A 26,358-nucleotide genomic window follows, 5' to 3' on the forward strand; every position below is an offset into this window, starting at 1 on the left:
GACACAACGGTCGACTTCCCAGGACCGTAGACAGGAAACGCCTTGACCCCGATCGTCGCCAATCAGGCGGATAGCCCCGGCATCGACAGCAGCTACGCCTGGATGCGGCTTGCCATCTCCATGCTGCTGGCGACGATCGGTGCGGTCGGCATGTGGGCCGTCGTCGTCGTGCTGCCGGCCGTGCAGGCCGAGTTCGGCGTTGACCGCGCCGCGGCATCGATGCCCTACACCGCAACCATGGTCGGCTTCGCCGCCGGCAATGTGCTGGTTGGCCGCGCGGTCGATCGCATGGGGTATTGGATCCCGGCACTGCTATCCTCGGTGGCTCTCGCCGCCGGCCTGCTGCTCGCCGCGCTGTCGACCTCTATCCTGCAATTCACCCTTGCCCAGGGCGTGCTGATTGGTGTCGGCACATCGGTGATCTTCGGGCCGCTGATCGCCGACATCTCGCACTGGTTCAACCGTCGGCGCGGCGTCGCCGTCACAGCTGCGGCGGCTGGCAACTATCTCGCCGGAGCGCTCTGGCCAACCATCATGCCGACACTGATCAAGGCGGAAGGCTGGCGCTTCACCTATGCCGGCATCGGTGTCTTCTGCCTGGTCACCATGGTGCCACTGGTGCTGTTGTTGCGGCGCGCTGCTCCGGCGGCGGCTGCCGCCGGTTCGCCCGGAAGCCGGCCAGTGCAGTCGATTTCGCTGTCGCCGGCGGCGTTACAGGTGCTGCTGATCGTTGCCGGTCTCGGCTGCTGCGTGGCGATGTCGATGCCGCAGGTGCACATCGTCGCCTATTGCATGGATCTTGGCTACGGCATTGCGCATGGCGCCGACATGCTGTCGATCATGATGGCGGCGGGCGTCGTCAGCCGGCTCGCCTCCGGCTTTGTCGCCGACCGCATCGGCGGCGTGAAAACCCTGCTTATCGGTTCCGTGCTGCAATGCCTGTCGCTTTTGTTTTACATCCCGTTCGACGGGCTTGCCTCGCTCTATGTCGTGTCGCTGGTGTTCGGCCTGTCGCAAGGCGGCATCGTGCCTTGCTATGCCATCATCGTGCGCGAATACCTGCCCGCCAAGGAGGCCGGCCAGCGTATCGGCATCGTCATGATGGCGACCATCTTCGGCATGGCGATCGGTGGCTGGATGTCGGGCTGGATCTACGACCTGACCGGCTCTTACGCCGCCGCGTTCCTCAACGGGATCGCGTGGAACTTGCTGAACATAGTGGCCATCGGGCTGCTGCTGTGGAAAGCAAAACGCAGTGCTGCCCTGATGGCTTAGGAAGGCAGGATTGCCCTGTTGCTTGACAAGGGCGATTGGCTGCGCGACTCCAGCAGGCGAGTGGGTGCGGCAGCAGCCGGCATGGTGGCAGTGGAAAAGCTGAACATGGTTTCGCAAGGGCGCAGCGGCCGGGGCCCGGCACGTGGAGGATGTCCATGACCAAGCCGCGCTCGCGTCGCGGCGGCGGCCGCCCGACCCTATCAGATGTTGCGCGCAAGGCCGGCGTCGGCGCCATCACCGTGTCGCGGGCGCTGCGCGAACCGGAACGCGTCAGCCAAGATCTGCGGCGCCAGATCCAGGCCGCCGTCGACGAACTCGGTTATGTCCCGGATCCCAATGCACGGGCGCTGGCCTCGGCGCGCGCCGATGTGTTCGGCGTGCTGGTGCCGTCGCTGACCAACAACGTCTTCGCCGAAGTGGTGCGCGGCATCTATGACAGCCTGTCGGACGGCCCGTTCCGCGTCCAGCTCGGCAACACCCATTATTCCGGCCTCGAGGAGGAGCGCCTGCTGCAGGTGTTCGCACCGCAGCGCCCGGCGGCGCTGATCGTGGCCGGCATCGACCAGACGCCGACCTCGCGAAAACTGCTGGAGAGCGCGGGCTGCCCGGTGGTGCAGGTGATGGAGACCGGGTCCGATCCGGTCGACATGCTGGTCGGCTTCTCGCATTTCGACGGCGGCCGCACCGCGACCGAGCATCTGATCGAGGCCGGCTACCGGCGGATCGGCTTCATCGGCGCACGCATGGACCCGCGCTCGCAGCGGCGGCTTGCCGGCTATCGCGCGGCAATGGAGAAGGCCGGCCTGTTCGACCCCCGGCTGGTCACCACCACGCCGCTACTGTCCAGCGTGACGCTCGGCCGCGAGCTGCTTCGCGATGCGCTGGCCAAGATGCCGGCGCTCGACGGCGTCTTCTGCAACAATGACGACATCGCGCTCGGCGTTTTGTTCGAATGCCATAGCGCCGCGCTCAACGTGCCGAAAACAATCGGCATTGTCGGCTTCAACGACCTCGAAATGATGCAGGCGGCGTTCCCGCCGCTCACCAGTATCCGCACCCCTCGCTATGAAATCGGCCGTCGGTCTGTCGCCATGGCGCTGGCGGCGATCGCAGGACGAAGGCCTGAGCAGCGGGTCGTCGATCTCGGTTTCGAACTCAAGCCCCGCGAGAGCACCGCACGCTGAACACGCTTTGGCTGCCTCAGCAAATGGTGCTTTACACAACGTCATGGTAGCGCTACCATTTTCGTCGGGCAGACGTTTTGATGAAAGGCCGCCCCTGTTTATTATACATAAGCAACAGCTCATGCTTGTTTATTATGTATAATATGCTAGTTTCCTTTCTCGCCTGTGAAGCGGCGAGGGGGAGGGGATCGGGCCGGCTTCGGGCCCTTGAGACGTGGCGCCGGCCAGGCTGGAGGGCCTTCGGCAGGCGTGGAAACCACACCACGACAAACAGCATCAAATTAGCAAGCAGCAGCAAACAAAACTACAACTGGGAGGAATATCGATGATCAAGTCACTTGTTGGTGGCATCGTTGCCGCCACTGCATTCGTCATGCTGAGTTCGTCGGCCATGGCCGACCCGGAAGTCGTCAAGGGACCGTCGGCTGAGCCGGATTGCTTTGCGCCCTGGGCGGCTGATACGCAGTTCTTCAAGTTCCCCAAGAAAGACGGCCCATACCGCATCGCGCTCGCCAATGGCTATATCGCCAACACTTGGCGCATCCAGATGGTGCAGACCGCCAAGGCCTATGCGGCCCAGCCGGAGGTCGCCGCGAAACTGAAGGAATTCAAGGTCGTCTCGACCGGCGAGGACGTGCCGGCTCAGATTTCGGCGATCAACAACTTCATCGATTCCGGCTATGACGCGATCGTCGTCAACGCCCAGAACCCGACCGCTTTCGGGCCGGTCATCAAGCGCGCCAAGGAAGCTGGCGTCATCCTCGTCGCCTTCGACAATATTCTCGACACCAAGGACGCCATCAACGTCAATGTCGACCAGAAGGGCCTTGGCGAATTGTGGGGCAAATGGCTGGTCGGCCATGTGCCGAATGGCGGCAAGGTGCTCGAAGTGCGCGGCGTTGCCGGAACTTCCGTCGACACCGACCGTCACAACGGCATCCATGAAGCGCTCGATGCCTCCGGCAAGAAATGGGACGTCACCGAGGTGGTCGGCAAATGGGACGACGGCGTGGCACAGAAGGCCACGGCCGACGCCATTGCCACCAACGGTCCGTTCGACGGAATCACCGGGCAAGGCGGCGACACCGGCATCGTGCAGGCGATGATCGATGCCAAGCATGCTTTCGTGCCGTTCGGCGGGGAGACCGAGAACGGTTTCCGCAAGTTCTGCGCGGCACATGCCGGCGACGGGCTGAAATGCTCATCGGCCGGCACCGGTCCGGCGCAGGTCGCGGTCGCCATCAAGACGGCGATTGCCGCGCTCGAAGGCAACGTCGTTCCGCAAGCAGTGAAACTGCCGCTGGCGATCGTCGAGGATCCGAACTTCAAGGCCGGTCAGGATTTCTTCCCCGACCAGTCCGACAATTTCTTCGTCGGCAATTCCTTCCCGACCTGCGGCATCAATTTCACCGCGCAGGAAATCATGGGCCAGACCAAAGCTGACCAATAGGGGCTGACCAATAGGCGGCATATCCGGCGCCGCGGGATCTCCGCGGCGCCGGCCACTCGATATCCCTTGAAGTCAAACTGCCTCGGGAGGGCCGATGGACGGTGCGGTTCCGCTCTTCCGGATGGAAGGCATATCCAAGCGCTATGGTGGTGTGCGGGCGCTGGAAAAGGCCGAGCTTTCGGTCTCGTCCGGTAGCATCCACGCCATTCTCGGCGAAAACGGCGCCGGCAAATCGACGCTGATCAAGGTCATGGCGGGCGTCGTCGCGCCCGACGAAGGCCGCATGATGCTGAACGGCAGCGAGGTGACGTTCGCTTCGCCTGCTGCTGCAAACAAGTCCGGCATCGTCTGCATCTTCCAGGAGCTGTCGCTGGTTCCCGAACTCAGCGTTGCCGACAACATCGTCATCTCCTATCCGCCGAAGCGTTTCGGCATGATCGACCGCAAGGCGCAGCGCCGCATTGCCGAGGATGCGCTGGCACGCGCAGGTGCGGCCGACATCCATCCATTGGCGCTGGTCAAGGATCTTCCGCTTTCAAGAAGACAGATGGTCGAGATCGCCAAGGCATTGGCCAGGAAGCCGCGCATCCTGATCCTCGACGAGGCGACCTCGGCCCTGACCGCGACGGACGTCGCCAGGATATTCAGCGTGCTCAAGCGATTGCGCTCGGAAGGGCTGGCGCTGCTTTACATTTCGCACCGCATGAACGAGATCGCCGAGCTTGCCGACCACTGCACGGTGTTTCGCAACGGCCGCAATGTCGCCAGCTACAAGGCAGGCACAAAGAGCGACAACGAAGTCGTCGAACTGATGATCGGGCGCGAATACAGCCATATTTTCCCGCCGAAACCCGCGCGCACCGCAGCCGCCGCCGTTCCCGTACTGGAGGCGCGCAAGCTGTCCTGGACGGACCGGCTGGACAATGTCTCGCTGACGGTCGGGGCAGGCGAGGTCGTCGGCCTTGGCGGCCTGGACGGCCAGGGCCAACGCGAATTGCTGCTTGCCTTTTTCGGTGTGCTGCGCGGCCTCGGCGGCCAGATCCTTATCGACGGCAAGCCGGTTTCGATCGCCAGCCCGCAAGCGGCGCGCGACGACCGCATCGGCATGGCGCTGATCCCGGAGGACCGCAAGACCGAAGGCCTGATGCTGCCGATGACGGTGCGCGAGAACCTCTCCTTTGCCGCCCTAGACCGGCTGTCCAAGGCCGGCATCATCGACCGCGCCGCCGAACAGCGGCTGATCGACGACATGGTCGGGCTGCTGGCGATCAAGACGGCCGGCCTCGACATTCCGGTCGGTGCGCTGTCGGGGGGCAACCAGCAGAAGGTGGTCATCGCCAAATGGCTGATGCGCCAGCCGCGTATCATCCTGCTCAACGATCCGACGCGCGGCATCGACGTCGGCACCAAGCAGGAACTCTATCAACTGATGCGCAAGCTGGCGGATGCGGGGGCGGCGATCCTGTTCTATTCGACCGACTATGACGAACTGATCGGCTGCTGCGACCGCGTGCTGGTGCTCTATGACGGCGCGGTCAAGCGCGAGCTGGTCGGGGCCGAGATCACCGAGCGGGCGCTCATTGCAAGCGCGCTCAACATCCACGGCGATGACGGCGCGAGAGACGATGCCGGCGCAAGACAGGGAGCGGACGCGTGAAAGAGTGGCGCTACTGGCTGGCCGAGCAGCGCGGAACACTGATGGCACTCGGCATATTCATTGTCATGTTCGTCATCTACACCTCGAACCATCCGGCGGGCTTCACCGCCAATGTCGTGCAGACGGCGTCCAACAAGGGCGTGCTGCTCGCCTTCGTCGCCATGGCGCAGACACTGGTCGTGATCACCGCCGGCATCGACCTCTCCGTCGGCATGATCTTCACGCTGACCAATTGCCTCGCCTCCTGGCTGGTCATCGGCACCGGCCTCGAGACCGCTTTCGGCGTCATCGCCGTGCTCGGCACCGGGTTCCTGTGCGGGGCGATCAACGGCGCCATCGTCATCTACGGCCGCCTGCAGCCGATCGTCGCCACGATCGCCACGGGTGCGGTCTATTTCGGCATCGCGCTGCTGCTGAGGCCGTTTCCCGGCGGTTCGGTCAACGAAGGTCTCGCCGACGCGCTGACCGGACGCCTGTTGGGCGTGGTGCCGGCGAGCCTGGTCGTGCTGCTCGCCGTCGTGCTCGTGGTCTGGGTACCGTTCAGCCGCTCGGTGCTCGGGCGCGCGGCCTATGCGGCCGGATCCTCGGAGACGGCGGCCTACATGTCCGGTGTGCCGATAAGGCGCGGCAAGTTCGCTGCCTACGCGCTCGCAGGCCTGTTGGCCGCGATCGGCGGACTGTTCCTGACCTTCTTCACCTATACCGGCGATGCAGCCTATGCCAGCGGCAACGCCTATACGCTGTTTTCGATTGCCGCGGTGGTGCTGGGCGGCGTCTCGCTGTTCGGCGGCAAAGGCAGCGCCATCGGCGCCATCTTCGGCGCGCTGGCCTTCCGCACCATCGGCGACCTGTTGTTCGTGTTCGATTTCGACCCGCTATGGCAGCCACTGTTCCAGGGCGTTATCCTGCTGGTTGCGGTCAGCCTCGGCGCCTTCGCACTGTTTCGGGTCCGCAACCGGCTGGAGTGGTTCCTGTGAGCGAAACGACGTTGGGCGGCATAGCCGGCCGCATGCCGAAATTCATCCGCCGCGCCGATCCGGCGGTGCTGACGGCCTTCGCCTGCATCGTGCTGTTGCTGTTCCTAGGCAGCCTCTATTCCAGGAGCTTTCTGTCGCCTGAATATCTCTTGCAGCAGCTCAAGGTGGCCTCGTTCCTCGGCGTCATCGCCACAGGCATGATGCTGGTCATCCTGCTAGGCCAGATCGACCTGTCGGTGCCGTGGGCGGTGGCGGCGGGCGCGATGATGGCGTGTGCGGCTGCGGCCTATGGCCCGATCGGTGTGGCGCTGGCCATCCCGTTCGGCATCTTCTGCGGGGTGCTGATCGGCATCGTCAACGGCTTTGGCGTCGCCTATCTGCGCATACCCTCGATGATCATCACGCTCGCCACCAACGCTGTCGCGCAAGGGCTCATGGTCGTTTATACCGGCGGCTACTCGCCACAGGATTCGGCCACCGGCGCCATGCGCTATCTTGCGACAGGTTTTACCATTCCTGGCGTGCCTAACGCCGTCATCATCTGGGCGCTGATTGGCGCTGCGATGGTGTTCGTGCTGTCCCGCACCAGCTTCGGCCGCACCGTCTACGGCATCGGCAACCGCGAGCGTGCCGCCTATCTCTCCGGCATCGATACAAGGCGCGTGGTGATGATCGCCTTCGCTATCTCAGGCGGGCTGTCCGCCTTTGGCGGGGTGCTTCTCGCCGGCTATGCCTCCAAGGCGGCGCAATCGATGGGCGATGCCTATCTCTTGCCGTCGATCGCCGCCGTGGTTCTGGGCGGCACCTCCATCCTGGGTGGCCGCGGCTCCTATCTCGGCACCGTCGCCGGTGTCATTCTGATCACCCTCCTGCAGTCCATACTCTCGGTCATGCAGATGCCGGAGGCGGGGCGGCAGATCGTCTATGGCCTGGTCATCGTCGCCATGCTCCTGCTCTACGGCCGCGCGCCGGCAAGCCGCTGACCATGGACGAAAAGACCGCAAAGGCGCCAATGGGCGCTACCGGCTCAGTGCCTCGGGCCATTGTGGTGATGGGCGTCGCCGGCTGCGGAAAATCGGCTGTCGGCAAAGCATTGGCAGCAGAGGAAGGGGCCGTCTTTGTCGAAGGCGACAGGCTGCACCCGCCCGAAAACGTCGCCCGCATGGCGAGCGGCGAGCCGCTCACAGATCAACTGCGTGAGGGCTGGCTCGATGCCATTGGCGAGCGGATCGCGGACCTGACCGGCAGCGGCCAAAGCGTGGTTGCCGCCTGCTCGGCGCTTAAGCGCAGCTACCGCGATCGTCTGCGCGGCTTCCGCCGGGACATCGTTTTCATCTATCTGAAGATCGATCCCGCTACCGCCAAGCAGCGTGTCGCCAGCCGCAAGGGGCATTTCATGCCGGCAAGCCTGGTCGAAAGCCAGTTCGCCATCCTTGAACCGCCTGGCGCCGACGAGCGGGCGCTGACGGCCGACGCCACACTTCCAGTGGCTGAAATCGTCACCGCCGTTGCCAGCCTGCTGGCCGGCGCAAAATCATGAACCACCCTCGTCGGGCAAGGCGGTTTCCGGCCGTTCGGTGAACCGGTCATGGCCTGACCAGACCATCATTTGCTCGGGATAGAGTTTCAGCGCCTCCAGCAAGCGGTCGCGCTTGAGCAATATGTACTCGGCCTGAAGCGCCATGTTCTTGGCGCCGCCGGCTCTGGTCGCGGGCTCGCCGGCCTCTGCCGGGGCCGGCACCAGTTCGGGACTTAGGACGGCGCGGTATTGGCGGAACGGATCGGTCTCGAAGGTCGACATGGAAAACAGCGCCGCCTTGCCTCTGGCAGCGAAATTCGTCGGCGCCGAAGCCAGGTGGGTCCAGCCGCTCTCGCCAAGGCCGACTTCGGTGAATGTCGAGCCGGCATGCACCGTGTTGGTCACCAACACCACGCCGTTGCTGCCAAGGATCTTCTGGATCCGGCCGGTGACCTGGTAGGCGTCGCTGCGGTCGAACACGATCCGGCTTTTCAGGAAACGGTTCTCGACCCGAACCATCGGCGGGTTCAGGAAGCGCAAGCCGAAGGTCGAATCGGATATGCCGTGAGCCCTGACGCTGAGCTGGTGTGTCTCGATGCCGGCTTCATGGAGAGCGCGTTTGCCGATGATGGTCTGGGTCGTGAACTGATCGCACCAGATGATAGCGCCGTGGCCGCGCTTCAGCGCCGCTTGCAGGCCTTCCAGGCCCTCCAGCCGGATATCAGGTGACCAGCGGCGGCCGATGAGATGCGCGGCAAGTAGCAAACGCCGGCGGTGGTTGGCGCAGAGCAAGGCCCTGAACTGCCTTTGCGCATCGATGCCATTGCCGAGCACGCCGCGCGTCGCGGCGGCGTAGCGCACGAAATCCTTGCGGATATGGCGCTTGAGGCGCAGCCCCGATACGCGGCTGCAGATCGCGGCCCACCAATTGACCGGTAGCAATGCCGCGACCCCGAGATAAAAGGCGGCCAGCAGCAGCTCGCGGAGATCCCTGTTGTTGAAGGTGCGCAACTTGCCGGCGCGGACCTGCTTGCGGCTGAAGAAGCGGACATGCTCGGCGCGTTCGGGCACCAGGATGTCGGCGATGATTTCCGTATGATAAATGACGGCGGAAGATGGTGTCCGGTCGGCTTTCCGGGATTTTCCCAACCACGGCAGCCTCATCCGATCGGTGTCCACCTGTTCTTGCGTGCGTCCGGAAATCGCTTTACTGCGTCTGCCACGGGCGCGCAATCGGCGCCGGCAAGGCCATGGTGAACGCCATTCAGGGTTCGAACTTGAAACAGGCCCTATCGGTAGCACTTCCCCAACTGGCGCCCTGGCGGCCGGCTGCGGTGGCGCTGATGGCGCCGGACCGGCCGTCCCTGAGCTTTGCCGGCCTCGCCAATCTTGTCGACAAGCTCTGCGGCGATCTCGCCAGGCGTGGCGTTGCCCGCGGCACGGCCGTCGGCATCGTCTTGCCCAACGGCCCGGAAATGGCGGCCTGTTTCCTGGCGGTCTCGGCGTTGGCGACGGCTGCGCCGCTCAATCCGGCTTACGGCGAAGACGAATTCCGCTTCTATCTCGGCGATCTCGATGTGAAGCTGCTGCTGTGCGGACAAGGCATGGGCGATGCCGCGCGCAACGCCGCAAAGGGGCTCGGCATTGCGGTGCTCGACGTCGTCGTGACCGACGGCGCCAAGGCCGGCGAGTTTCTGCTGGCGGGCGACGCCGAGGTGGAGGCTGCCAGCGAGGCTCGCCTCGACGATATGCAGCTCAACGGACCCGACGATTTCGCGCTGGTCCTGCACACGTCGGGAACCACGGCGCGACCGAAGATCGTCGGCTTGCGGCAGCGCAATCTGCAGGCATCGATGGCCAACATCGCCAGCGCCCTGGCGCTGTCGGCAAACGATATCTGTCTCAACGTGATGCCGCTGTTCCATATTCACGGGCTGATGGCGGCGCTCAGCGCGCAGCTGGCAGTCGGCGGCGCTGTTGTCTGCACGCCGGGCTTCAACCCGCTCAAATTCTACGGCTGGCTGGGCGACTTCAGGCCGAGCTGGTACAGCGCGGTGCCGACCATGCATCAGGCGATCCTGGCGCGCGCCGCGCGCAATGGCGACACCATCGCGGCTGCGAGGTTGCGCTTCATCCGCTCGTCTTCGGCCGCACTTCCGGACACCGTGTTCCGCGACCTCGAGCGCGTCTTCGGCTGTCCGGTGGTCGAGGCCTATGGCATGACCGAGGCGGCGCACCAGATGACATCCAATGGCTTGCCGCCGGCGCGCCGCAAGCCATGCTCGGTCGGCCTGCCTGCGGGTCCGCAGGTGACGATCCTGGACGACAAGGGGACGATCCTTCCGGCGGGTGAAAAGGGCGAGATTGCGGTGCGCGGCGCCAACATTCATGATGGCTATCTCAACAATCCGGTGGCCAATGAAGCTGCCTTCAGCGATGGCTGGTTCCGCACCGGCGACCAGGGCCTCATCGACGAGGATGGCGATCTGAAGATCACCGGGCGGCTGAAGGAGATCATCAATCGCGGCGGCGAAAAGATCTCGCCGCTCGAGGTCGACAATGTGCTGCTCGATCATCCGCTGGTGGCGCAGGCGGTGACCTTCGCCGTGCCGCACGCCATGCTCGGCGAAGAGGTGGGTGCGGCCATCGTGCTGGCCGAGGGCGCCATCGCCGATGCCGAGCAGATTCGTGATTTCGCGCGCAGCCGGATCGTCGAGTTCAAGGTGCCGCGCCACATCCTGTTTCTCCAGGAGATACCCAAGGGTCCCACAGGCAAGATCCAGCGCGTCGGCCTGGCCGGCAAGCTCGGCCTGGTCTGAGGACTCTCATTTGAGCATGATCTTGTCCGAACCGGTTCCCACTTTTCGGGATCATGCTCGAATTTAGATCTGCGACGTCAGCTCGACCGGAAAATCATCATTGTCGGCGTCGCGCATGGCGGCGAGGCTGCGATTGTCCAGCACTTCGGCGATCGCCTGGCGCACTTCCAGCATCATGTGCCGGACCTGGCAGGTCGCCTCGTCGCAATCCTCGCAGCGCTGGTATTGTGTGCGGCTGGCGCAGGGTATGGGAGCGAGCGGGCCGTCCAGCACGCGCACGACGTGGCCGATCTTGATTTCGGAAGCCGGTCGGGCGAGGCGATAACCGCCTTCCTTGCCCTTGCGGCTGAGGACGAAGCCGGCATTGCGCAGCTCGCCCAGAATGGCATCCAGAAATTTCTTCGGGATGTTGTTGGCGATCGCGATGTCGTTGACGAATGCAAGCTGGCCGACCGGCAGGCCGGAAAGATGCACGAGGGCCTTGAGGCCGTATTTGCCTTTTTTGGTAAGCATGCCCGCTTCAGTTCATGAAAACCCCAACCACCCGCATCTGGCGGTTGTTTGTGTGCAAATCATGACGTTTCGCCTGAACAACCCGGTTTCGCGTAGAACAAGCCGCCCGGTTGAGATGTTAGGCACAAAGGCGTTGATTCTTTGTAACGTTTTCGCCGATCGCGACAGATTCCGCCTGAAAGCCGTTTGTCGGCGCGCGAAATCAAAAAAGCCGGCAAAGCGCCGGCTTTCTTGTGAGGTGAGGTCGAACGCTGCTGATATCAGCGGCTGCCATAGGTCTGGTCGAGCAGACCGCCGGCGGCGAAGTGCTCCTTCTGTACCTTGTCCCAGCCGCCGAAGACGTCTTCCACAGTCAGCAGGCGGACATCGGGGAAGTCGGCCTTGTATTTTGCCGCGACTTCAGCGTTGCGGGCGCGCAGGCCATTTTCAGCCGCGATGGTCTGGCCCTCGGGCGTGTAGAGGAAATCGAGATAGGTCTTGGCGAGGTCACGGCTGCCGTGCTCGTCGGCGACCTTGTCGACGATCGCCACCGGGAATTCGGCGAGCAGGCTGACCGTTGGCGTGACCTGTCCGAACTTGTCGTTGCCATACTCCTTGCGGATGCCGCGCGTTTCCGACTCGAAGGTGATCAGCACGTCGCCGATCTCGCGCTGCACGAAGGTGGTGGTGGCGGCGCGCCCGCCGGTGTCGAAGATCGGCACGTTGTTGAACAGCTTGGTGACGAACTCCTTCACCTTGGCGTCGTCGCCCTTGAATGCTTCCTTGGCGTAGGCGGTTGCGGCCAGATAGGTGTAGCGCGCATTGCCCGAGGTCTTGGGGTTGGGGAAGATCACCTGCACGTCGTCGCGCACGAGGTCGTTCCAGTCCTTGATGCGCTTGGGGTTGCCCGCGCGGACGAGAAAGGATGAGAGCGAATAGAAGGGCGAGGCGTTGTCGGGGAAATCCTTCTGCCAGTCGGCGGAGACGAGGCCTTTCTTGACCAGAAAGTCGATGTCGGTGACCTGGTTGAAGGTGACGACATCGGCGCCGAGGCCTTCGGCAATGGCGCGCGCCTGCGCCGAGGTGCCGGCATGCGACTGGTCGACGGTGACGCCCGGATGGCCGGCGACGAAAGCCTTGTTCACCTGGGCGAACAATTCGCGGCCGACATCATAGGAAGCGTTGAGCAATTTGTCGGCCGACCAGGCCGGCGAAGAGGCGAGGACCAGGCCGGTGGCGACGCTTAGCAAAAAACGCTTCATGAAAACAGGCTCCGATGTGCAATGCGTTGCCAGAACATAGCCGGGCCGGAGGGTGTACTGCGAGGCACACGGGGCAGACGTATGGCGTTGCAGCGAAAAAGAAATCGCTGAAGCAGGTTATCGGCGAAAATTCATTCCAGGCGAAATGCCGGTGCGTTGGGGTTTTCTGTGGTTTGCAATTCGAAGCCGAATGGCATATACAAATGGCATATACAAGTGGAACAGACAGGGGAGGCTGCCATGCCGCAGCACCGTCACTCGATACCACCGCCCAGGGAGGCGAAGTTGTTTCGCAACAACCGCAGTCAGGCGGTTCGCATCCCTGTCGAATTCGAGCTGCCTGGCGAGAAGGTCCTGATCAGCCGCGATGGCGACCGGCTGATCATCGAGCCGGTCCGCAAACCCGGCCTCGTCGCGCTCCTTGCCCAATGGGCGAAAGAGCCGCCGCTTGGTCCTGAAGACGACTTTCCCGAGATTCATGATGCGCCCGTGGGGCCCGAGGACATCTTCTGATGCGGTTCATGCTGGACACGAACATCATCAGCGACATGATCCGAAATCCGGCCGGCAAAGCCGCCAGTACGGCGGTTCGCGCGGGAGACGGTGCCCTGTGCACCAGCATCGTTGTCGCCTCGGAGCTGCGTTATGGCTGCGCCCGCAAGGGATCGGCCAAGCTGCTCGCCAAGGTCGAGCAATTGCTCGCCGAGTTACCTGTGCTGCCGCTCGATGTGCCGATGGATAACGAATACGGAGCACTTCGTGCCGAGCTGGAGGCCAGAGGCCAGCCAATCGGCCACAATGATCTTTTCATTGCTGCCCATGCCTGTGTGTTGGGGACGACACTGGTGACGGCCAACACCGCTGAGTTCCGTCGGATCAAGGGCCTGACGCTCGAGAACTGGCTGGAGTAGCGCCGGATCGATGTCTATGCCGCCGGGAAAAGCTTCCAGCGCCTTGGCCTGAACGCCACCCGGCTCTTCTGCGCCGCAGGATGGTCCACAGGCAGTTCGATCTCGACGCGCTGGCGCTCGCCGCCGATTTCCAGTTCGACGCGTCTTGTGCCGGCGACGCGGCGGCTGGCGGCGACCGTGCCGGCGATGCAGCCGCTGCAGCCGTCGAGCAGTTCGATATCGTGCGGGCGGAAATACAGCGTCGCATCGCCCTCGGGTGCGTGCGGCGCCGACACGCCGATCGGACGGTCGGCGAGCCAGATTTCGCCATTCTCAACCTTGACCGGCAGCATGCTCGATTCGCCGATGAAGGAGTAGACGAAGGGCGAGTTCGGCGTGTCGTAGATCTCGTCGGCGGAGCCGACCTGCTCGATGCGGCCCTGGCTCATCACCACGACGCGGTCGGCAAGCTCGAGCGCCTCTTCCTGGTCGTGGGTGACGAAGACGGTGGTGTGGCCGGTACGGTCATGGATCTCGCGCAGCCAGCGGCGGAGTTCCCGGCGCACCTGCGCATCGAGCGCGCCGAACGGCTCGTCGAGCAACAGCACCTTGGGCTCGATGGCCATGGCCCGGGCGAGCGCCACGCGCTGGCGCTGGCCACCGGAAAGTTGCGCCGGATAGCGCTTTTCCAGGCCGGAAAGCTGAACGAGATCGAGCAGTTCGGAGGCGCGTCGGCGGATTTCGGCCGCCGGTGGTCGCGACGGTCCATGCCGCACCTTGAGGCCGAAGCCGATATTGTCGGCGACCGTCATGTGCCGGAAGAGCGCATAGTGCTGGAAGACGAAGCCGACATTGCGCTCCTGGATCGAGCGGTGCGAGGCGTCCTCGTCGCCGAAGAAGATCTTTCCGCGCGTCGGCCGCTCCAGGCCGGCGATAAGCCTCAGCAGCGTCGTCTTGCCGGAGCCGGATGGCCCAAGCAGCGCGATCAGCTCACCCGACTTGATGTCAAGCGATACGTCATGGAGGGCCGGAAACCGGTCAAACTCCTTGCGTACGTTGGCAACGCGAACTTCCATGTAGATCCCTCAGTAATTTGGTGCATGTCGTTGTCCCAAAACCGGTTCCCAGTCTTGGGCGATATGCATTTAGTCAGTGCCCGCGCGTCGCGGCGATCTCGGCGCCGTAGCGCATCTCGAGAAGTGTTTTCAAGACCAGCGTGACCAGCGCCAGGCCGGCAAGCAGCGAAGCGACGGCAAAAGCGCCGACGGCGTTGTACTCGTTGTAGAGGATTTCGACATGCAACGGCATGGTGTTGGTCAGCCCGCGTATGTGGCCCGACACGACCGAGACCGCGCCGAATTCGCCCATCGAGCGGGCGTTGCACAGAAGCACGCCGTAGAGCAATCCCCATTTGACGTTGGGCAGCGTCACGTACCAGAAGGTCTGCCAGCCATTGGCGCCCAGAGAGAGCGCGGCTTCCTCGTCGCCGTTGCCCTGTTCCTGCATCAGCGGGATCAGTTCGCGGGCAACGAAGGGGAAGGTGACGAAGATGGTCGCGAGCACGATGCCGGGCACGGCGAACAAGATCTGGATGCCGTGCGCCTTCAGCCATTCACCGAACAGTCCCTGAGCGCCAAACAAAAGCACATAGACCAGGCCGGAAATGACCGGCGAGACCGAGAAGGGCAGGTCGATCAGCGTGGTTAGAAAAGCCTTGCCCTTGAACTCGAACTTGGCGATCGCCCAGGCAGCCGAAATGCCGAAGACGACGTTGAGCGGAACGGCGATCACCGCCACCAGCAGCGTCAGCCGGATCGCCGAGCGCGTATCGGGATTGGAGAGCGATTCCGTGTAGGCGCCAATGCCTTTCGCCAGCGCCTCGTGGAAGACGATGATCAGCGGCAGCAGCAGGAAGATGGCGAGGAAGGCGAAGGCCACCGCCATCAGCAGCAGCCGCACCGGCCGGCTTTCGGTCACCGCCGCCGACCGGCTCTCGTGATGCGGTTCGTAGGATTTGATCTCGGGGTCAGCCATAGCGCTTGCGACTCCATGACTGCGCCAGGTTGATGACCAGCAGCATCACGAACGACAGCAAAAGCATGATCGCCGCGATCGCGGTGGCCGCCGGATAATTGTACTCCTCGAGCCGGATGACGATCAGAAGCGGTGCGATCTCCGACTTGTAGGGAAGGTTGCCGGCGATGAAGATGACCGAGCCGTATTCGCCGACGCCGCGCGCGAAAGCGAGTGAGAAGCCGGTGATGATGGCCGGCGCCAGGCCGGGAAACAGGATGCGGGTGATGATCTGGAAGCGGTTGGCGCCGAGCGTCGCAGCGGCCTCCTCCACTTCCTTGTCGATCTCCTCCATGATCGGCTGCACCGTGCGCACGACAAACGGCAGGCCGATGAAGACAAGCGCCACGACAATGCCGAGCGGCGTGTACGCGACCTTGATGCCGAGCGGCGCCAGGAGATGGCCGATCCAGCCATTGGGCGCATAAAGAGTGGTCAGCGCAATGCCCGCGACCGCGGTCGGCAGCGCGAAGGGCAGGTCGACCATGGCGTCGACGACGCGGCGGCCGGGGAAGCGGTAGCGCACCAGCACCCAGGCGACGAGCGTGCCGAAGACGACGTTGACGGCGGCTGCGATGAAGGCTGTGCCGAAGCTGATTTCGAGTGCGTTGATGGTCCGGCGGTCGGTGGCGATCGCCCAGAAATCGGTCCAGCCGAGGGCTGCCGAGCGCCAGATCAGGCCCGACAGGGGGATGAGGATGATGAGCGTGAGGTAGGCAAGCGAGAAGCCGAGCGTCAATCCGAAACCCGGAATGACACTCGGCTGTCTGAATCGCCACCCCGCCTTGGCGGGTGCTATGGTCATGTCGTCCTGATCTAAATCCTACTGGGCCGGCTTGTAGATCTGGTCGAATATACCACCATCGCCGAAATGATAAGGCTGTGCCTTCTTCCAGCCGCCAAAAAGCGGATCGTCGATGGAGATCAGCTTGATTTCGGGCGTCTTCGGAATGTCAGCCGCATCCACCAGCTCGGGCTTGGCCGGACGATAGTGGTTCTTGGCGATGATCGTCTGGGCTTCCTTGGAATAGAGCCAGCCGAGATAGGCTTCGGCGACCTTGCGGGTGCCCTTGGCATCGACATTGGCGTCGACGATCGCCACCGGCGGCTCGGCCAGGATCGAGGTCGGGGGATAGACGATCTCGAAATTGTCGGCTCCGAATTCATTGAGCGCCAGATAGGCGTCGTTTTCCCAGCTGATCAGCACGTCGCCGATGCCCTTTTGCGCGAAGGTGACCGTCGAGCCGCGCGCACCGGTGTCGAGCACCGGAGCATTGGCGTAGAGCTTGCCGACGAATTCCTTGTTCTTGGCCTCGTCGCCGCCATCATTGGCGTTGGCATAGGCCCAGGCGGCAAGGTAGTTCCAGCGGGCGCCACCCGACGTCTTCGGGTTCGGCGTGATCACCTGGACACCGTCCTTGACCAGATCGCTCCAGTCGTGGATGCCCTTCGGGTTGCCCTTGCGGACCAGGAAGATGATGGTCGAGGTGTAAGGCGCCGAATTGTTCTCGAACTTCTTGCGCCAGTCCGGGTTGATCTTCTTCGACTTGGTGACGATGGCGTTGATGTCGCCTTCGAGCGCCAGCGTCACCACATCGGCATCGAGGCCGTCGATCACGGCGCGGGCCTGGGCGCCGGAGCCGCCATGCGATTGCTGGATGGTGACCGTCTCGCCGGTCTCGGCCTTCCAGTGTGCGACGAAGGCTTCGTCATAGGCCTTGTAGAGTTCGCGTGTCGGGTCGTAGGACACGTTCAGAATGGTCGTATCGGCAAACGCGAAACCGAGCGTGCCGAACTGGATCGATGTGGCGACCAGTGCGCCGAGCAGTTTCTTGAAATGAGGTTTGGTCATTTCCGCCTCCGTTGATGACGGCTGAACTCTATCGAATTGATAGAAATTAGATGCATTCAACGTTGCATTTTTTGTCCCCCCGAAGGAAATTTTCGCCGATATTGGGTTTCGGAAGGAAATATTTTCCTCATATTGGTCTAACCCGAATCCGGCCGGTTTGACGCTATCTAGGAGCTGACAGCGCAGAAGCAAGGCCGAGCGAGGGAAGGCTCGGTGTAGCACCGGGCGGTTCAGCCCGCAGTGATGGGAAAATCGAAGCGCAGCTTTGGATACGGCTCATCCCGAAGCGTGTAGTGCCACCACTCGCGCGCATAATTCTTGAAGCCGCCGGCGCGCATGGCGTCGAGCAGCCTTTTGCGGTTTGCCGCCGCTTCTGCCGCCAATGGGCGATGGGCGGTTTCGCTTGCCGGGTCGAAACAGTCGAAGCTGGTGCCGAAACCGAGCGTGCCGGCGCCGGCCGCGCCGCAAGCGGCGGATGACTTGTTCTTGCCGTCGCTGCGGGCGATGGCGACATCGACGGTCGAGCCGCGCGAATGGGTGGACAATTCGCCGATATAGCCCTTGGCGATGAGGTCGCCGCGCGGCACCAGAGGGTACCATTGCGGATCGGGCGGGCCGCCCTCTCTGGTCCATTTGCCCATGTCGGCAACGGCGCGGGCCGGGCGGTAGCAGTCGAAGACGACCAGCGTCAGGCCGTCGGCGGCGAGCGCTTTCTGCACGCCGGACAGCGCTTGCGCAGCTTGCTTCGTGAGGATGCAGACTGGGGCGTCGTAGCCATCGGCCTTGCGATGCAGGAAATTTTCCAGGCCGGCATAGCGGATGTCCTGGCGGATCGAGGGATCGACATCGGCCAGGCGGACGAAGCCGGCGGGCAGGGGATCGGCGTGGGCGGGGGGTGCAACGAGGATCATCAGCGTTGCCGCCATGAAGCTTGCCAACGAAGGACAGCGCGAGGCACCCCCCTCTGCCCTGCCGGGCATCTCCCCCTCAAGGGGGGAGATTGGCGGTTTGGACCTCGCGCTTACTACTCGACCGTTGGAGATTGGCGAAGGCAGCGAGGCGAATAATCTCCCTCCTTGCGGGGGAGATGGCCGGCAGGCCAGAGGGGGGTGCCTCGCGCCGGGTCTCGGGCGAAGAAGCCCAATCCCCTGAATCGCTTGGCGCCATCTATTCAACGAACACCTTCACGCTTGCCGCGCGTCCCACGGCGTCGATGACGGTGAGCGTCGAATAGCCGGCGCCGTCGGGCAGCCAGGTCGCAGTGCGGCGGCGGTCGATGCCGACGAGCGGCTTGCCATTGGCCAGCCAGCGGAACGGCGCGCGGCCGCCTTGCAGTTTCAGCACCAGCGGCGAGGCCTCGGCGGAATTGGTGGCGAGATCGACGCGGGCGCCGTTGGGCGGGAAAATGATCGTTGGCGCCGGTTCCGTCGGGCCTGCCTGCACCAGTCCGTCGGCGCCGGCGCCGAAGCGCGCCAATGTCACCGGCAGGTCTTCGCGCCTGGCCTTGACGACGCCGGCCGGCTGGCTGGGCAACGGGACGGCGGTCAGGCCTGAACGGACGAAGCCCTCGAACAGGATGGGGGCGGCCGAGACATAGCCGGACAGGCCGGGCACCGCACCGGCATCGGCGCGGCCGACCCACACACCCAGCACGTAGCGGCCGTCGAAGCCGACCGACCAGGCATCGCGATAGCCGTAGGACGTGCCGGTCTTGTAGGCGATGCCGCGCTGCAAGGCGCCCTCAGGCGGCTTTACGCCCGACAATATGTCGGTGATCTGCCAGTTCGCCTGGGCGTCGAGGATGGTGGCGGTGGCGCGCTCGTCGTTGGCCGGCTCGGTGCCGTCATGCAGCGTGTTTGCCTTGCCGCCATTGGCCAGGCCGGTATAGAGCTGGACGAGATCGCGCAGCGTTACGCCGACGCCTCCGAGGCCGATGGCGAGGCCCGGCGCCTCGTTGACCGGTAGCACCGGGCTGACGCCGGCCTGGCGGAAGCGCGCCATCAGCCGTGCCGGGCCGACCGAGTCGAGCACGCGGATCGCCGGAACGTTGAGCGACAGCTGCAGCGCCTGGCGGATCGAGACATCCCCCTGATAGCCCATGTCGAAATTCTTTGGCCGGTAGCCGCCGAAATCGACCGGACTGTCCTCGATCAGCATTTCCTGCGCCACCAGCCCTTGCTCGAAGGCGAGGCCATAGATGAACGGCTTCAGCGTCGAACCGGGCGAACGCACGATCCTGGTCATGTCGATCCAGCCGGAGCGGCTGGCATCGAAGAAATCGGCCGAGCCGACTTCGCCAAGAATGTCGCCGGTGCGCGCGTCCGCCATCACCATGGCGACCGACAGGCGCGGCCCAAGCTTGATCGCGGCATCTCGCGCCACCTGTTCCAGCCCTTGCTGGACGCTTTTGCGGATCGTCAGCTGCAATGGCTTGCCGGGTACGGCCTTGGGCAGCATGGCATAGGCGGCATGTGGCGCCAGTGCCGGCAGTTTGCGGCGCAAGCCCGAGACATCATCGAGCGCTGCGCGCGCGGCCTCGCGCTCGCCAAGCAGGTCAGCTGATACCATGCGGGTCAGCACGCGGTCGCGGGCTGCATGAGCGATGGTGAGATTGCGGTCGGGCCGGCGCTTTTCCGGCAATTGCGGCAGCGCAACCAGCAGGGCGGCTTCCGAGACCGTCAGCCGCTTCGGCTCCTTGCCGAAATAGGCGAGTGACGCGGCGCGCACGCCTTCGAGATTGCCGCCATAAGGCGCCAGCGTCAAATAGCGTTCGAGGATCTCCTGCTTAGACAGCCGCCGCTCGATCTGGATGGCACGCAGCATCTGCTTGATCTTCGAGCCGAGGCTGCGGTTTTCGCGTGGCTCGATCAGCCGGGCAAGCTGCATCGACAGGGTCGAGCCGCCGGAGACGATATGGCCGCTGGTGGCGAACTGGCCGGCGGCGCGCGCCAGCGCCAGCACATCGACGCCATCATGGTCCCAAAAGCGCTTGTCTTCATAGGTGACCAGCATGTCGACGAACTGCTTGTCGACCTGGTCGAGATGAGTGTCGAGCCGCCAGTAACCGTCCGGCGTGGCGAAGGCGCGCAACAGCTGGCCGTCGCGGTCCTGGACCTCGGTGGAGACGGTGAGCCTTCCGGGCAGCGGCGGCGGAAAAGCGCGGTCGAGTTCCCAGAGAGAAGCGGCAGCGATCGCCGCAAAGCCGACGAGGGAGGCGGCGGCGATGCCTGTTCGACGGAGAAATTTTCTGGAGAGCATGGTGGTGCCCTTCATCCGCCTGCCGGCTCCTTCTCTCCGCATAGCGGGGAGAAGGAGATGGTCGCGGACATCGGCGTGTTCATCTTCGTCAAGGCGCCTTACGGCGCCTTGATCTCCATCATGCCGGTGGCGGTGCGGGCCGAATATTGCGGCCGGTACATGTCCTCCACCGTGGCTGCCGGATGGGCATAGGTGCCCGGCGTTACCGCACGCACGACGTAGGCCAGCATGATGTTGCGGTCGCCATCGCCGTCATTGGGATTGAATGCCGCGACGAAACGGTCGTCGCGGAATTCGAGATGGGCGGCGTCGGTTTGCGCCAGCCAGGTGAAGTTCGACAATTGGGCGCTGGAGACAAGGCCCGGATTGTCGATCTCGAAGCCGGCCGGCAACAGGTCGGTGATCAGCAGGCGCGAAGGCCAGCGGTTCTGCTCGTAAACCTTGAGCACGACCACGTAGCGTTCGTTCTGCGTCGCCTCGGTGACGTTGGCTTCGGTGCCATCGAGCTTGTAGTAGGTGCGGTCGATGGTGAAGCCGTCGCCGCCGGCCGGCAAGGGCTCTACCGGCGAGGCGACCGTGGTGACGACCGCCTGCAGCGGCGTGGCGCCGGTGTTGGCGATGGTCAGCGGGCTGTCGGCAATGTCGGTGCCGCTGAGGTGGTTGGAATACCCACCGGCATGCGGCGCGCCGTTGACCGAGAGCGTGATCGAGTCGTTGCCCGACTTCAGCGCGCGGGCCGCCAGAAGCATCCAGGACTCGTCCTGCGTGCTGGTCCAGCGGGCATCGGCGCGTTCCCTTGCCACCAGCCGGATCAGCTCCGGCACGATGGTCGGCACCGGCCTCGATTCGGCGGCGAGCGCCAGGATCGCGGCGCCATCACGCAGCCGCGAGCCATAGTCGGACCGGTAGTAGTCGTATTCGGTGGTCGACTTGGCCAGCTGCAGCGCCGTCTGGAAGGTTGCTTCCGAACGCTGCGCGTCGCCGTAGAGCGCCAGGCTCGCCGCCAACTGGGCGACGGCCATCGGGCTCGAGAAGGCTTCGAGCTTGGTGTCGGCGTAGTAGCGCAGATCGCCGACCGAGGCCTTCTTGTTGCGGGCCAGAACATAGAGCGCGTAGGCGATTTCGCTGCCGCGATCCTGGACGTCCTGGTCGTAACCGACCGAGTTTTGCAGATTGCTCAGCGCCTGGCTCATCGCCAGGGCCGGCACGTCGTAGTTCTGCTCGCGCGCCCGGGTCAGGAACTCGGTGACGTAAGAGTCGAGCCACAGATCGCCGGAGCCCGGACCCCACAGGCCGAAGCTGCCGGCCGAAGCCTGGTAGCTCAGCACCTTGTAGATGGCGGCCTGCACGCGGCCGTGCAGTTCGGGATCGCTTTGCATGCCAACGCCGGACGCCAGATCGTTGACGTAGAGAAGCGGCATGGCGCGGCTGGTGGTCTGCTCGGCGCAACCATAGGGGTAGCGGTCGAGCGTCATCAGCAGTGACGGCACGTCGAAGGCGGCAGCCTGCGAAACGCCGACGCTGATCGAGGCGCCGTCGAGCAGGCTTGCCGCGAGCAGCTCCTTGTCGACGCGCAGCGAGCCGCCATTGCCCTTGAGGTCGACGACCAGACGGGTGGTGACCGGCAATTGCGCCGGACGCACCGGAACATACAGCGTCTGCTCGACGGCGGTGCCGTCGCCATGGGCGAGCTTGATGGTGATCGAGGCATTGCCCGCCGTCTGTGCAATCAGCGGCACGGTCAGCGTCTGGCGCTTGCCCTTGGCCAGCGTCAGCTTTTCGGGCAAGGGCTTGTCGCCGGTCGAGAGGTCGCCGGTCGTGGCGATCGACAGGGCATAGTCGCCCTCCGGACCGTCGGTGTCGGCGACGTCGAGCCGCATGATAGCTGCATCTCCAGGCGCCAGGAAGCGGGGCAGGCCGGCAGTGATCACCACCGGATCGCGCACGATGACATCGGTCGTGGCATGGCCGACGGCCTCCTTGGTCCAGGCGACGGCCATGACGCGCACGGTGCCGTTGAACTGCGGGATGTCGAAGTCGATCCTCGCCTTGCCGTCGGCGTCGAGCTGGACCGGGCCGGAGAAGAAGGCGACCAGCTTTTCGGTCGGCGGACTGCCTTGCGGCTGCATTGAGGCGCCGTCGCCGCCGGTCCTGAGCTTGCCGGTGGTGCCGAGGGAGCCGTCGATGAGACGGCCATAGATGTCGCGGACTTCGAGCCCGAGCATGCGCTGGCCGAAATACCAGCCCTCCGGATCCGGCGCCTTGTAGTTGGTGAGGTTCAAAATGCCGACATCGACGGCAGCGACCGTGACATAGGCATTGCTGCCCGGCGCTACGCCGGCGACCGAAACCGGGATCGACAACTGCTGGCGCGGCATCGTCTTGTCCGGCGGCGTCAGGGTGACGGCGAGCTTTTTCGAGCCTGGGTCGACCGTCAGCCATTTTACGCCGATGGCGCGCGCCGGCATGCGGGTTTCCTGCGCATCGCCGGGCCGGAACAGGGTTGCGGTGATGTAGGCGCCGGCGCCCCAGTCGTCACCGACCGGGATGTCGACCGTGCTGCCGCCGGCCGGCATGGTTGCCGTGACGGTCTTGAGCAGCTTGTCGGCGCCAATGGTGACCAGCAGTTCGCCGGCAAAATGCGGCGACACTTTCAGCTTGGCCACGTCGCCGACGGCATAGCTGTCCTTGTCGAGAGCGATCTCGAGCCCATCAGGCGTTTCGGTGGAGGTCGAGGAGACATACCAGCCGGCGTCGAACTCATAGCTGGTCGCCGGGCCCTCGGGATCGGCAGTCTCGATCTCGAGCCGGTACTGGCCCCAGTCGACCGGCATCGTCACGGTCGCCTCGGCATCGGCGCTGAGATCGACCTGGCCGTTGGCGATCGACTTGGTGAAGGTGACCGGTTCGTAGTTCCACGAGTTGTTGTTGCGGTACCACTGGTAATTGCGTTCGACCTTGACCAGCGACCACTGCGCGCCCTTCAGCGTCTCGCGCTTGCCGTCGGGGTCGACCGCGATGAGGCTGAACTTGGCGGTGCCGCCCTGCGGCACCTCATTGTCGGCGAAATCCGGACGAATGCCGATCATGTGGCCTTGCGGGCGGATGCCGATGTTGAGCGAGCGCTCGATGGCGCGGCCGCCGGTTTCGCGCATGCGAACCGTGACCTTGGCGTCGACCAGCTTGGTGGTCGCGGGCAATTGGTCGACCGTGACCGGGAAGGTCGCCTTGCCGTCGTCGCCGACCACCGGCAGACCGGTGAACGGGGTGACCGAAGGCTCGGCCGACTGCTCGTCGGCAAGGCCGAACGAATAGCCGGCGAAACGGTCCCAGTCGCGCGCCGTCGACAGCGTCAGCTCGCCTTCGAGCGCGAGGCCGGCGGCCGGCGCGCCATAGAGGAAGCGGCCGTCAATGTCGATGTTGGCGGTTTCGCCCTGTGCGATCTCCTGCTTGTCGGACTTCATGTCGAACTCGATGCGATCCGGCACGAAGTCTTCGACCAGGAACATCTGGCTGGAAACGGCCGCCTGCTTGGGATCGGTATAGATCGACACCGTCCAGGTGCCGCGCATGGCGTTGGCTTCCAGCGGCAGGTCGACGGCATAGCCGCCGGCCGAGACGCCATCGGCAACGATGCGGCGGTTCTCGACGCCGTCGGGACGGGTGAAGATGAAGGTCAGCGGCAGGTTTTCCACCGCTTTGGAGGCGCCGTCGCGGGCAAGGGCTGCGACATGCACATCCTCGCCGGCGCGGTAGATGCCGCGTTCGGTCCAGGCATAGACATCGAGCGCGCCCGGTGCGGCGCGTCCGGCGACGCCGCGATCGGACAGATCGAAGCCGGCGCGGCCCATGTCGAGGAAGACGAAATCGTTGTCGCCCTGCTTGGCCATCAGAACGGCCGGCACCATGCCGCCGTCGCCGCGCGTCAGGCCGGGGTTGAAGACAGCATGGCCTTCGGCGTCCGACGTGGCTGTGCCGAGGATTTCATTGTTCCTGGCCAGCAGCGTCAGTTCGGCGCCGGCGATCGGCTTGGCGGTTCCGAGCGAGCGGGCAAAGACATTGAGGCCATCCTGGCCGGTATAGGTCGACAGGCCGATGTCGGAGACGACGAACCACTGCGTGGCAAGCGAATTGTAATTGTCCTCGTCATTCTCGTTTACCGCTTGCGCGGTCAGCACGTAGACGCCGGGCTTGCGCTGCGGCAAGGCTTCGTCGACCGGGAACGACGTCGTGACGTCCTTGTTGAGGTCGTTGGCGATATCGAGCTGGCCCTGCCAGACCGGCTCACCCATCTGGTCGGAAATGCTGGAGATATCATAGCCGTCGAGCTGCTTCAGGAACTGATAGCCGGATAGAAGCTGCGCGAGCGAACGATCGCCGATACGGTAGAGCTTCATCTCCGCGGTGTTCATGTTGACGGTGACGACCGGGATGCCGCGGCGGGCGCCGGCGGGCAGCACGAAGCTGTCGCCGGTGAAGCGGGCGGACGGCGCACGGTCCTGCACATAGATCGACAGCACGACCGGAGCGGCGGTGACCTCGCCAATGGCGGCCGGCAGACCGGCGCGGAAGGTCACTTCGTAATGTTGGCCGTGCTCCAGGCCTTCGACGCAGATCTGCTTGTCCTTGGCCTCGACGCCCTTGGGCGGCTGGTTGTCGACGGTGACGAACTGGGCGTAGTCGACGCCGGTCTTGACCAGCTCCTCGGAAAACTGCGCGCAAATGCGCGGCGCGCTGGTGTCGGCGTCGATCGAGTGATCGATGACGCGGAAGCCCTTGCGGGCCTTGAGATCCTCATATTCGGCCTTGACCGCCGGCGAACTGACCAGCGCGAGGCTGGCTTCATAAGCCTGCAGGGCCGGACGGTAGAGATCGCGGCGGTCGAGGCCGTTGCCGAGCAGCGCCAGCACTTCGGCGCGGGTCTTGGTGGTGCGCAGCAACTTGTAGGCATTGATGGCGGCGGAGGTGCCTTTGACCGGCAGATTGTAGGATTCGGAGGTGCCGCTGGCCGGCTGTATGGCAAGCGTTTCACGCGCCAGACCGAGCCAAAGCTGGCCGTCGTCAGGCAGGACCGAGACCGCGGCCTCGTATTTGTTCATGGCCTGGCCATGGTCGCCGGTCAGTGCAGCCTGTTCGGCGGCGGCGCGGAGTGATTCCAGCCCGTCGGTCGGCTTGTCATAGGCCGGATCGGTCAGCTTGTTGCGGTATTGCTGGGCCTGGTCGGCCATCCAGTTGGGGAAGAAGGCGAGTTCCGGCGGGGCGCCGATATCGGGGTCGCCATCGACTTTGACGACCTTGCCCGCGACCGCGCCGCTGAAGGATTTCAACTGGTTATAGTCGGATTTTAGGAAGCACCATTTGGCCTTGTTGTTGTAAGTAAAGGCGCGGCAGGCGGGGTCGCCGAGGCATGTCGTCTTGCACTGATCGAGGCTGACATTCTGGTCCGATCTGAGATCGAAGCCGAAATAGTCGGAATTATTTGAGGTCACCACCCGGCGGGCTTCGGCCGCTTGCGCTACAGACCCCCAGGCGAAAATGAGAAGAATCAAGATCGACAGACCACGAGCCGCCGCGCGCATCGCCATAACACCCTCCAGACACTGCTACGTCCGCGGCATGTTCAAGCTTCAGTCAAGCTTGTCAACACGAG

Annotated in this window: 20 protein-coding genes; 10 read left to right on the forward strand and 10 right to left on the reverse strand. The window is 64.2% G+C overall.

Annotation, left to right across the window (positions count from 1 at the left end):
• Window positions 1-102: 102 nt before the first annotated feature.
• From ACYG9R_RS21350 to ACYG9R_RS21380, 7 genes are all read left to right on the forward strand, one after another.
• Window positions 103-1,275: an MFS transporter gene (locus ACYG9R_RS21350; protein WP_050590505.1), complete on the forward strand. Its 1,173-nt coding sequence runs from the start codon at window positions 103-105 to the stop codon at window positions 1,273-1,275.
• 155 nt (window positions 1,276-1,430) lie between these two features.
• A complete protein-coding gene (gntR, locus tag ACYG9R_RS21355) occupies window positions 1,431-2,459 on the forward strand; it encodes an HTH-type transcriptional regulator GntR (protein WP_023746968.1) in 1,029 nt (342 codons plus the stop codon).
• Window positions 2,460-2,784: 325 nt separating this feature from the next.
• Complete coding sequence (locus tag ACYG9R_RS21360; RefSeq protein WP_023682221.1) at window positions 2,785-3,909, forward strand: sugar ABC transporter substrate-binding protein; 1,125 nt, start codon at window positions 2,785-2,787, stop codon at window positions 3,907-3,909.
• Window positions 3,910-4,003: 94 nt separating this feature from the next.
• The gene (locus tag ACYG9R_RS21365) at window positions 4,004-5,566 is read left to right on the forward strand and encodes a sugar ABC transporter ATP-binding protein (protein WP_023749923.1); all 1,563 of its coding nucleotides are present in this window, start codon (window positions 4,004-4,006) and stop codon (window positions 5,564-5,566) included.
• Window positions 5,563-6,543 carry an ABC transporter permease gene (locus ACYG9R_RS21370; RefSeq protein WP_023733121.1) on the forward strand — a complete coding sequence of 327 codons (981 nt, stop codon included), beginning with the start codon at window positions 5,563-5,565 and terminating at the stop codon, window positions 6,541-6,543. Before ACYG9R_RS21365 ends, ACYG9R_RS21370 begins: the two co-directional genes overlap by 4 nt.
• Window positions 6,540-7,526, forward strand: coding sequence for an ABC transporter permease (locus tag ACYG9R_RS21375; protein ID WP_023673071.1), 987 nt, complete (start codon window positions 6,540-6,542; stop codon window positions 7,524-7,526). Before ACYG9R_RS21370 ends, ACYG9R_RS21375 begins: the two co-directional genes overlap by 4 nt.
• Window positions 7,527-7,528: 2 nt before the next feature.
• Complete coding sequence (locus ACYG9R_RS21380) at window positions 7,529-8,083, forward strand: gluconokinase (protein ID WP_023823197.1); 555 nt, start codon at window positions 7,529-7,531, stop codon at window positions 8,081-8,083.
• Here the strand turns inward: ACYG9R_RS21380 and ACYG9R_RS21385 are convergent.
• A complete protein-coding gene (locus ACYG9R_RS21385) occupies window positions 8,078-9,226 on the reverse strand; it encodes a hypothetical protein (protein ID WP_023823196.1) in 1,149 nt (382 codons plus the stop codon). The two genes, ACYG9R_RS21380 and ACYG9R_RS21385, sit on opposite strands and share 6 nt — an antisense overlap.
• Before the next feature lie 113 nt (window positions 9,227-9,339).
• Here ACYG9R_RS21385 and ACYG9R_RS21390 point away from each other — a divergent pair, with 113 nt between their 5' ends.
• On the forward strand, window positions 9,340-10,881 hold the full coding sequence (locus ACYG9R_RS21390) for an acyl--CoA ligase (RefSeq protein ID WP_460221848.1): 1,542 nt from the start codon (window positions 9,340-9,342) through the stop codon (window positions 10,879-10,881).
• Between the two features lie 63 nt (window positions 10,882-10,944).
• Here the strand turns inward: ACYG9R_RS21390 and ACYG9R_RS21395 are convergent, their stop codons facing one another.
• Together ACYG9R_RS21395 and ACYG9R_RS21400 are read right to left on the reverse strand one after the other, a co-directional pair.
• Window positions 10,945-11,394 (reverse strand): RrF2 family transcriptional regulator, encoded by a 450-nt coding sequence (locus ACYG9R_RS21395; RefSeq protein WP_023673075.1) that lies wholly within the window; start codon window positions 11,392-11,394, stop codon window positions 10,945-10,947.
• Window positions 11,395-11,654: 260 nt separating this feature from the next.
• Window positions 11,655-12,635 (reverse strand): sulfate ABC transporter substrate-binding protein, encoded by a 981-nt coding sequence (locus tag ACYG9R_RS21400; protein ID WP_023823194.1) that lies wholly within the window; start codon window positions 12,633-12,635, stop codon window positions 11,655-11,657.
• A 240-nt stretch (window positions 12,636-12,875) separates the two neighbouring features.
• On the opposite strand from ACYG9R_RS21400, the gene ACYG9R_RS21405 reads away from it, so the two are divergent.
• Window positions 12,876-13,148, forward strand: coding sequence for an AbrB/MazE/SpoVT family DNA-binding domain-containing protein (locus tag ACYG9R_RS21405; RefSeq protein ID WP_023687970.1), 273 nt, complete (start codon window positions 12,876-12,878; stop codon window positions 13,146-13,148).
• Window positions 13,148-13,546: a type II toxin-antitoxin system VapC family toxin gene (locus ACYG9R_RS21410; protein ID WP_023725412.1), complete on the forward strand. Its 399-nt coding sequence runs from the start codon at window positions 13,148-13,150 to the stop codon at window positions 13,544-13,546. The genes ACYG9R_RS21405 and ACYG9R_RS21410 overlap by 1 nt, the downstream gene beginning before the upstream one ends.
• A gap of 14 nt (window positions 13,547-13,560) precedes the next feature.
• Here ACYG9R_RS21410 and ACYG9R_RS21415 read toward each other — a convergent pair whose 3' ends face one another.
• From ACYG9R_RS21415 to ACYG9R_RS21445, 7 genes are all read right to left on the reverse strand, one after another.
• Window positions 13,561-14,601 carry a sulfate/molybdate ABC transporter ATP-binding protein gene (locus ACYG9R_RS21415; protein WP_023673079.1) on the reverse strand — a complete coding sequence of 347 codons (1,041 nt, stop codon included), beginning with the start codon at window positions 14,599-14,601 and terminating at the stop codon, window positions 13,561-13,563.
• Window positions 14,602-14,674: 73 nt separating this feature from the next.
• Entirely contained in the window at window positions 14,675-15,559 is an 885-nt protein-coding gene (gene cysW / locus ACYG9R_RS21420) for a sulfate ABC transporter permease subunit CysW (RefSeq protein ID WP_023690809.1), read from the reverse strand.
• Entirely contained in the window at window positions 15,552-16,403 is an 852-nt protein-coding gene (gene cysT / locus ACYG9R_RS21425; protein ID WP_023687973.1) for a sulfate ABC transporter permease subunit CysT, read from the reverse strand. Before cysT ends, cysW begins: the two co-directional genes overlap by 8 nt.
• Before the next feature lie 18 nt (window positions 16,404-16,421).
• A complete protein-coding gene (locus ACYG9R_RS21430) occupies window positions 16,422-17,450 on the reverse strand; it encodes a sulfate ABC transporter substrate-binding protein (protein ID WP_023823193.1) in 1,029 nt (342 codons plus the stop codon).
• Between the two features lie 230 nt (window positions 17,451-17,680).
• A complete protein-coding gene (locus ACYG9R_RS21435; RefSeq protein ID WP_023714805.1) occupies window positions 17,681-18,376 on the reverse strand; it encodes a M15 family metallopeptidase in 696 nt (231 codons plus the stop codon).
• 241 nt (window positions 18,377-18,617) lie between these two features.
• Window positions 18,618-20,723 carry a penicillin-binding protein 1C gene (pbpC, locus tag ACYG9R_RS21440; protein WP_031199095.1) on the reverse strand — a complete coding sequence of 702 codons (2,106 nt, stop codon included), beginning with the start codon at window positions 20,721-20,723 and terminating at the stop codon, window positions 18,618-18,620.
• An 83-nt stretch (window positions 20,724-20,806) separates the two neighbouring features.
• Window positions 20,807-26,293 (reverse strand): alpha-2-macroglobulin family protein, encoded by a 5,487-nt coding sequence (locus tag ACYG9R_RS21445; RefSeq protein ID WP_460221849.1) that lies wholly within the window; start codon window positions 26,291-26,293, stop codon window positions 20,807-20,809.
• Window positions 26,294-26,358 lie beyond the last annotated feature (65 nt).

The organism is Mesorhizobium sp. RSR565B, assembly GCF_054719465.1.

Coding starts and splice junctions, on each gene's coding strand:
- ACYG9R_RS21415 (WP_023673079.1), bottom strand. CDS start 14,601: ATGGAAGTTCGCGTTGCCAACGTACGCAAGGAGTTTGACCGGTTTCCG.
- ACYG9R_RS21405 (WP_023687970.1), top strand. CDS start 12,876: ATGCCGCAGCACCGTCACTCGATACCACCGCCCAGGGAGGCGAAGTTG.
- gntR (WP_023746968.1), top strand. CDS start 1,431: ATGACCAAGCCGCGCTCGCGTCGCGGCGGCGGCCGCCCGACCCTATCA.
- ACYG9R_RS21380 (WP_023823197.1), top strand. CDS start 7,529: ATGGACGAAAAGACCGCAAAGGCGCCAATGGGCGCTACCGGCTCAGTG.
- pbpC (WP_031199095.1), bottom strand. CDS start 20,723: ATGAAGGGCACCACCATGCTCTCCAGAAAATTTCTCCGTCGAACAGGC.
- cysT (WP_023687973.1), bottom strand. CDS start 16,403: ATGACCATAGCACCCGCCAAGGCGGGGTGGCGATTCAGACAGCCGAGT.
- ACYG9R_RS21385 (WP_023823196.1), bottom strand. CDS start 9,226: ATGAGGCTGCCGTGGTTGGGAAAATCCCGGAAAGCCGACCGGACACCA.
- ACYG9R_RS21350 (WP_050590505.1), top strand. CDS start 103: ATGCGGCTTGCCATCTCCATGCTGCTGGCGACGATCGGTGCGGTCGGC.
- cysW (WP_023690809.1), bottom strand. CDS start 15,559: ATGGCTGACCCCGAGATCAAATCCTACGAACCGCATCACGAGAGCCGG.
- ACYG9R_RS21435 (WP_023714805.1), bottom strand. CDS start 18,376: ATGGCGGCAACGCTGATGATCCTCGTTGCACCCCCCGCCCACGCCGAT.
- ACYG9R_RS21395 (WP_023673075.1), bottom strand. CDS start 11,394: ATGCTTACCAAAAAAGGCAAATACGGCCTCAAGGCCCTCGTGCATCTT.
- ACYG9R_RS21400 (WP_023823194.1), bottom strand. CDS start 12,635: ATGAAGCGTTTTTTGCTAAGCGTCGCCACCGGCCTGGTCCTCGCCTCT.
- ACYG9R_RS21360 (WP_023682221.1), top strand. CDS start 2,785: ATGATCAAGTCACTTGTTGGTGGCATCGTTGCCGCCACTGCATTCGTC.
- ACYG9R_RS21430 (WP_023823193.1), bottom strand. CDS start 17,450: ATGACCAAACCTCATTTCAAGAAACTGCTCGGCGCACTGGTCGCCACA.
- ACYG9R_RS21410 (WP_023725412.1), top strand. CDS start 13,148: ATGCGGTTCATGCTGGACACGAACATCATCAGCGACATGATCCGAAAT.
- ACYG9R_RS21445 (WP_460221849.1), bottom strand. CDS start 26,293: ATGGCGATGCGCGCGGCGGCTCGTGGTCTGTCGATCTTGATTCTTCTC.
- ACYG9R_RS21365 (WP_023749923.1), top strand. CDS start 4,004: ATGGACGGTGCGGTTCCGCTCTTCCGGATGGAAGGCATATCCAAGCGC.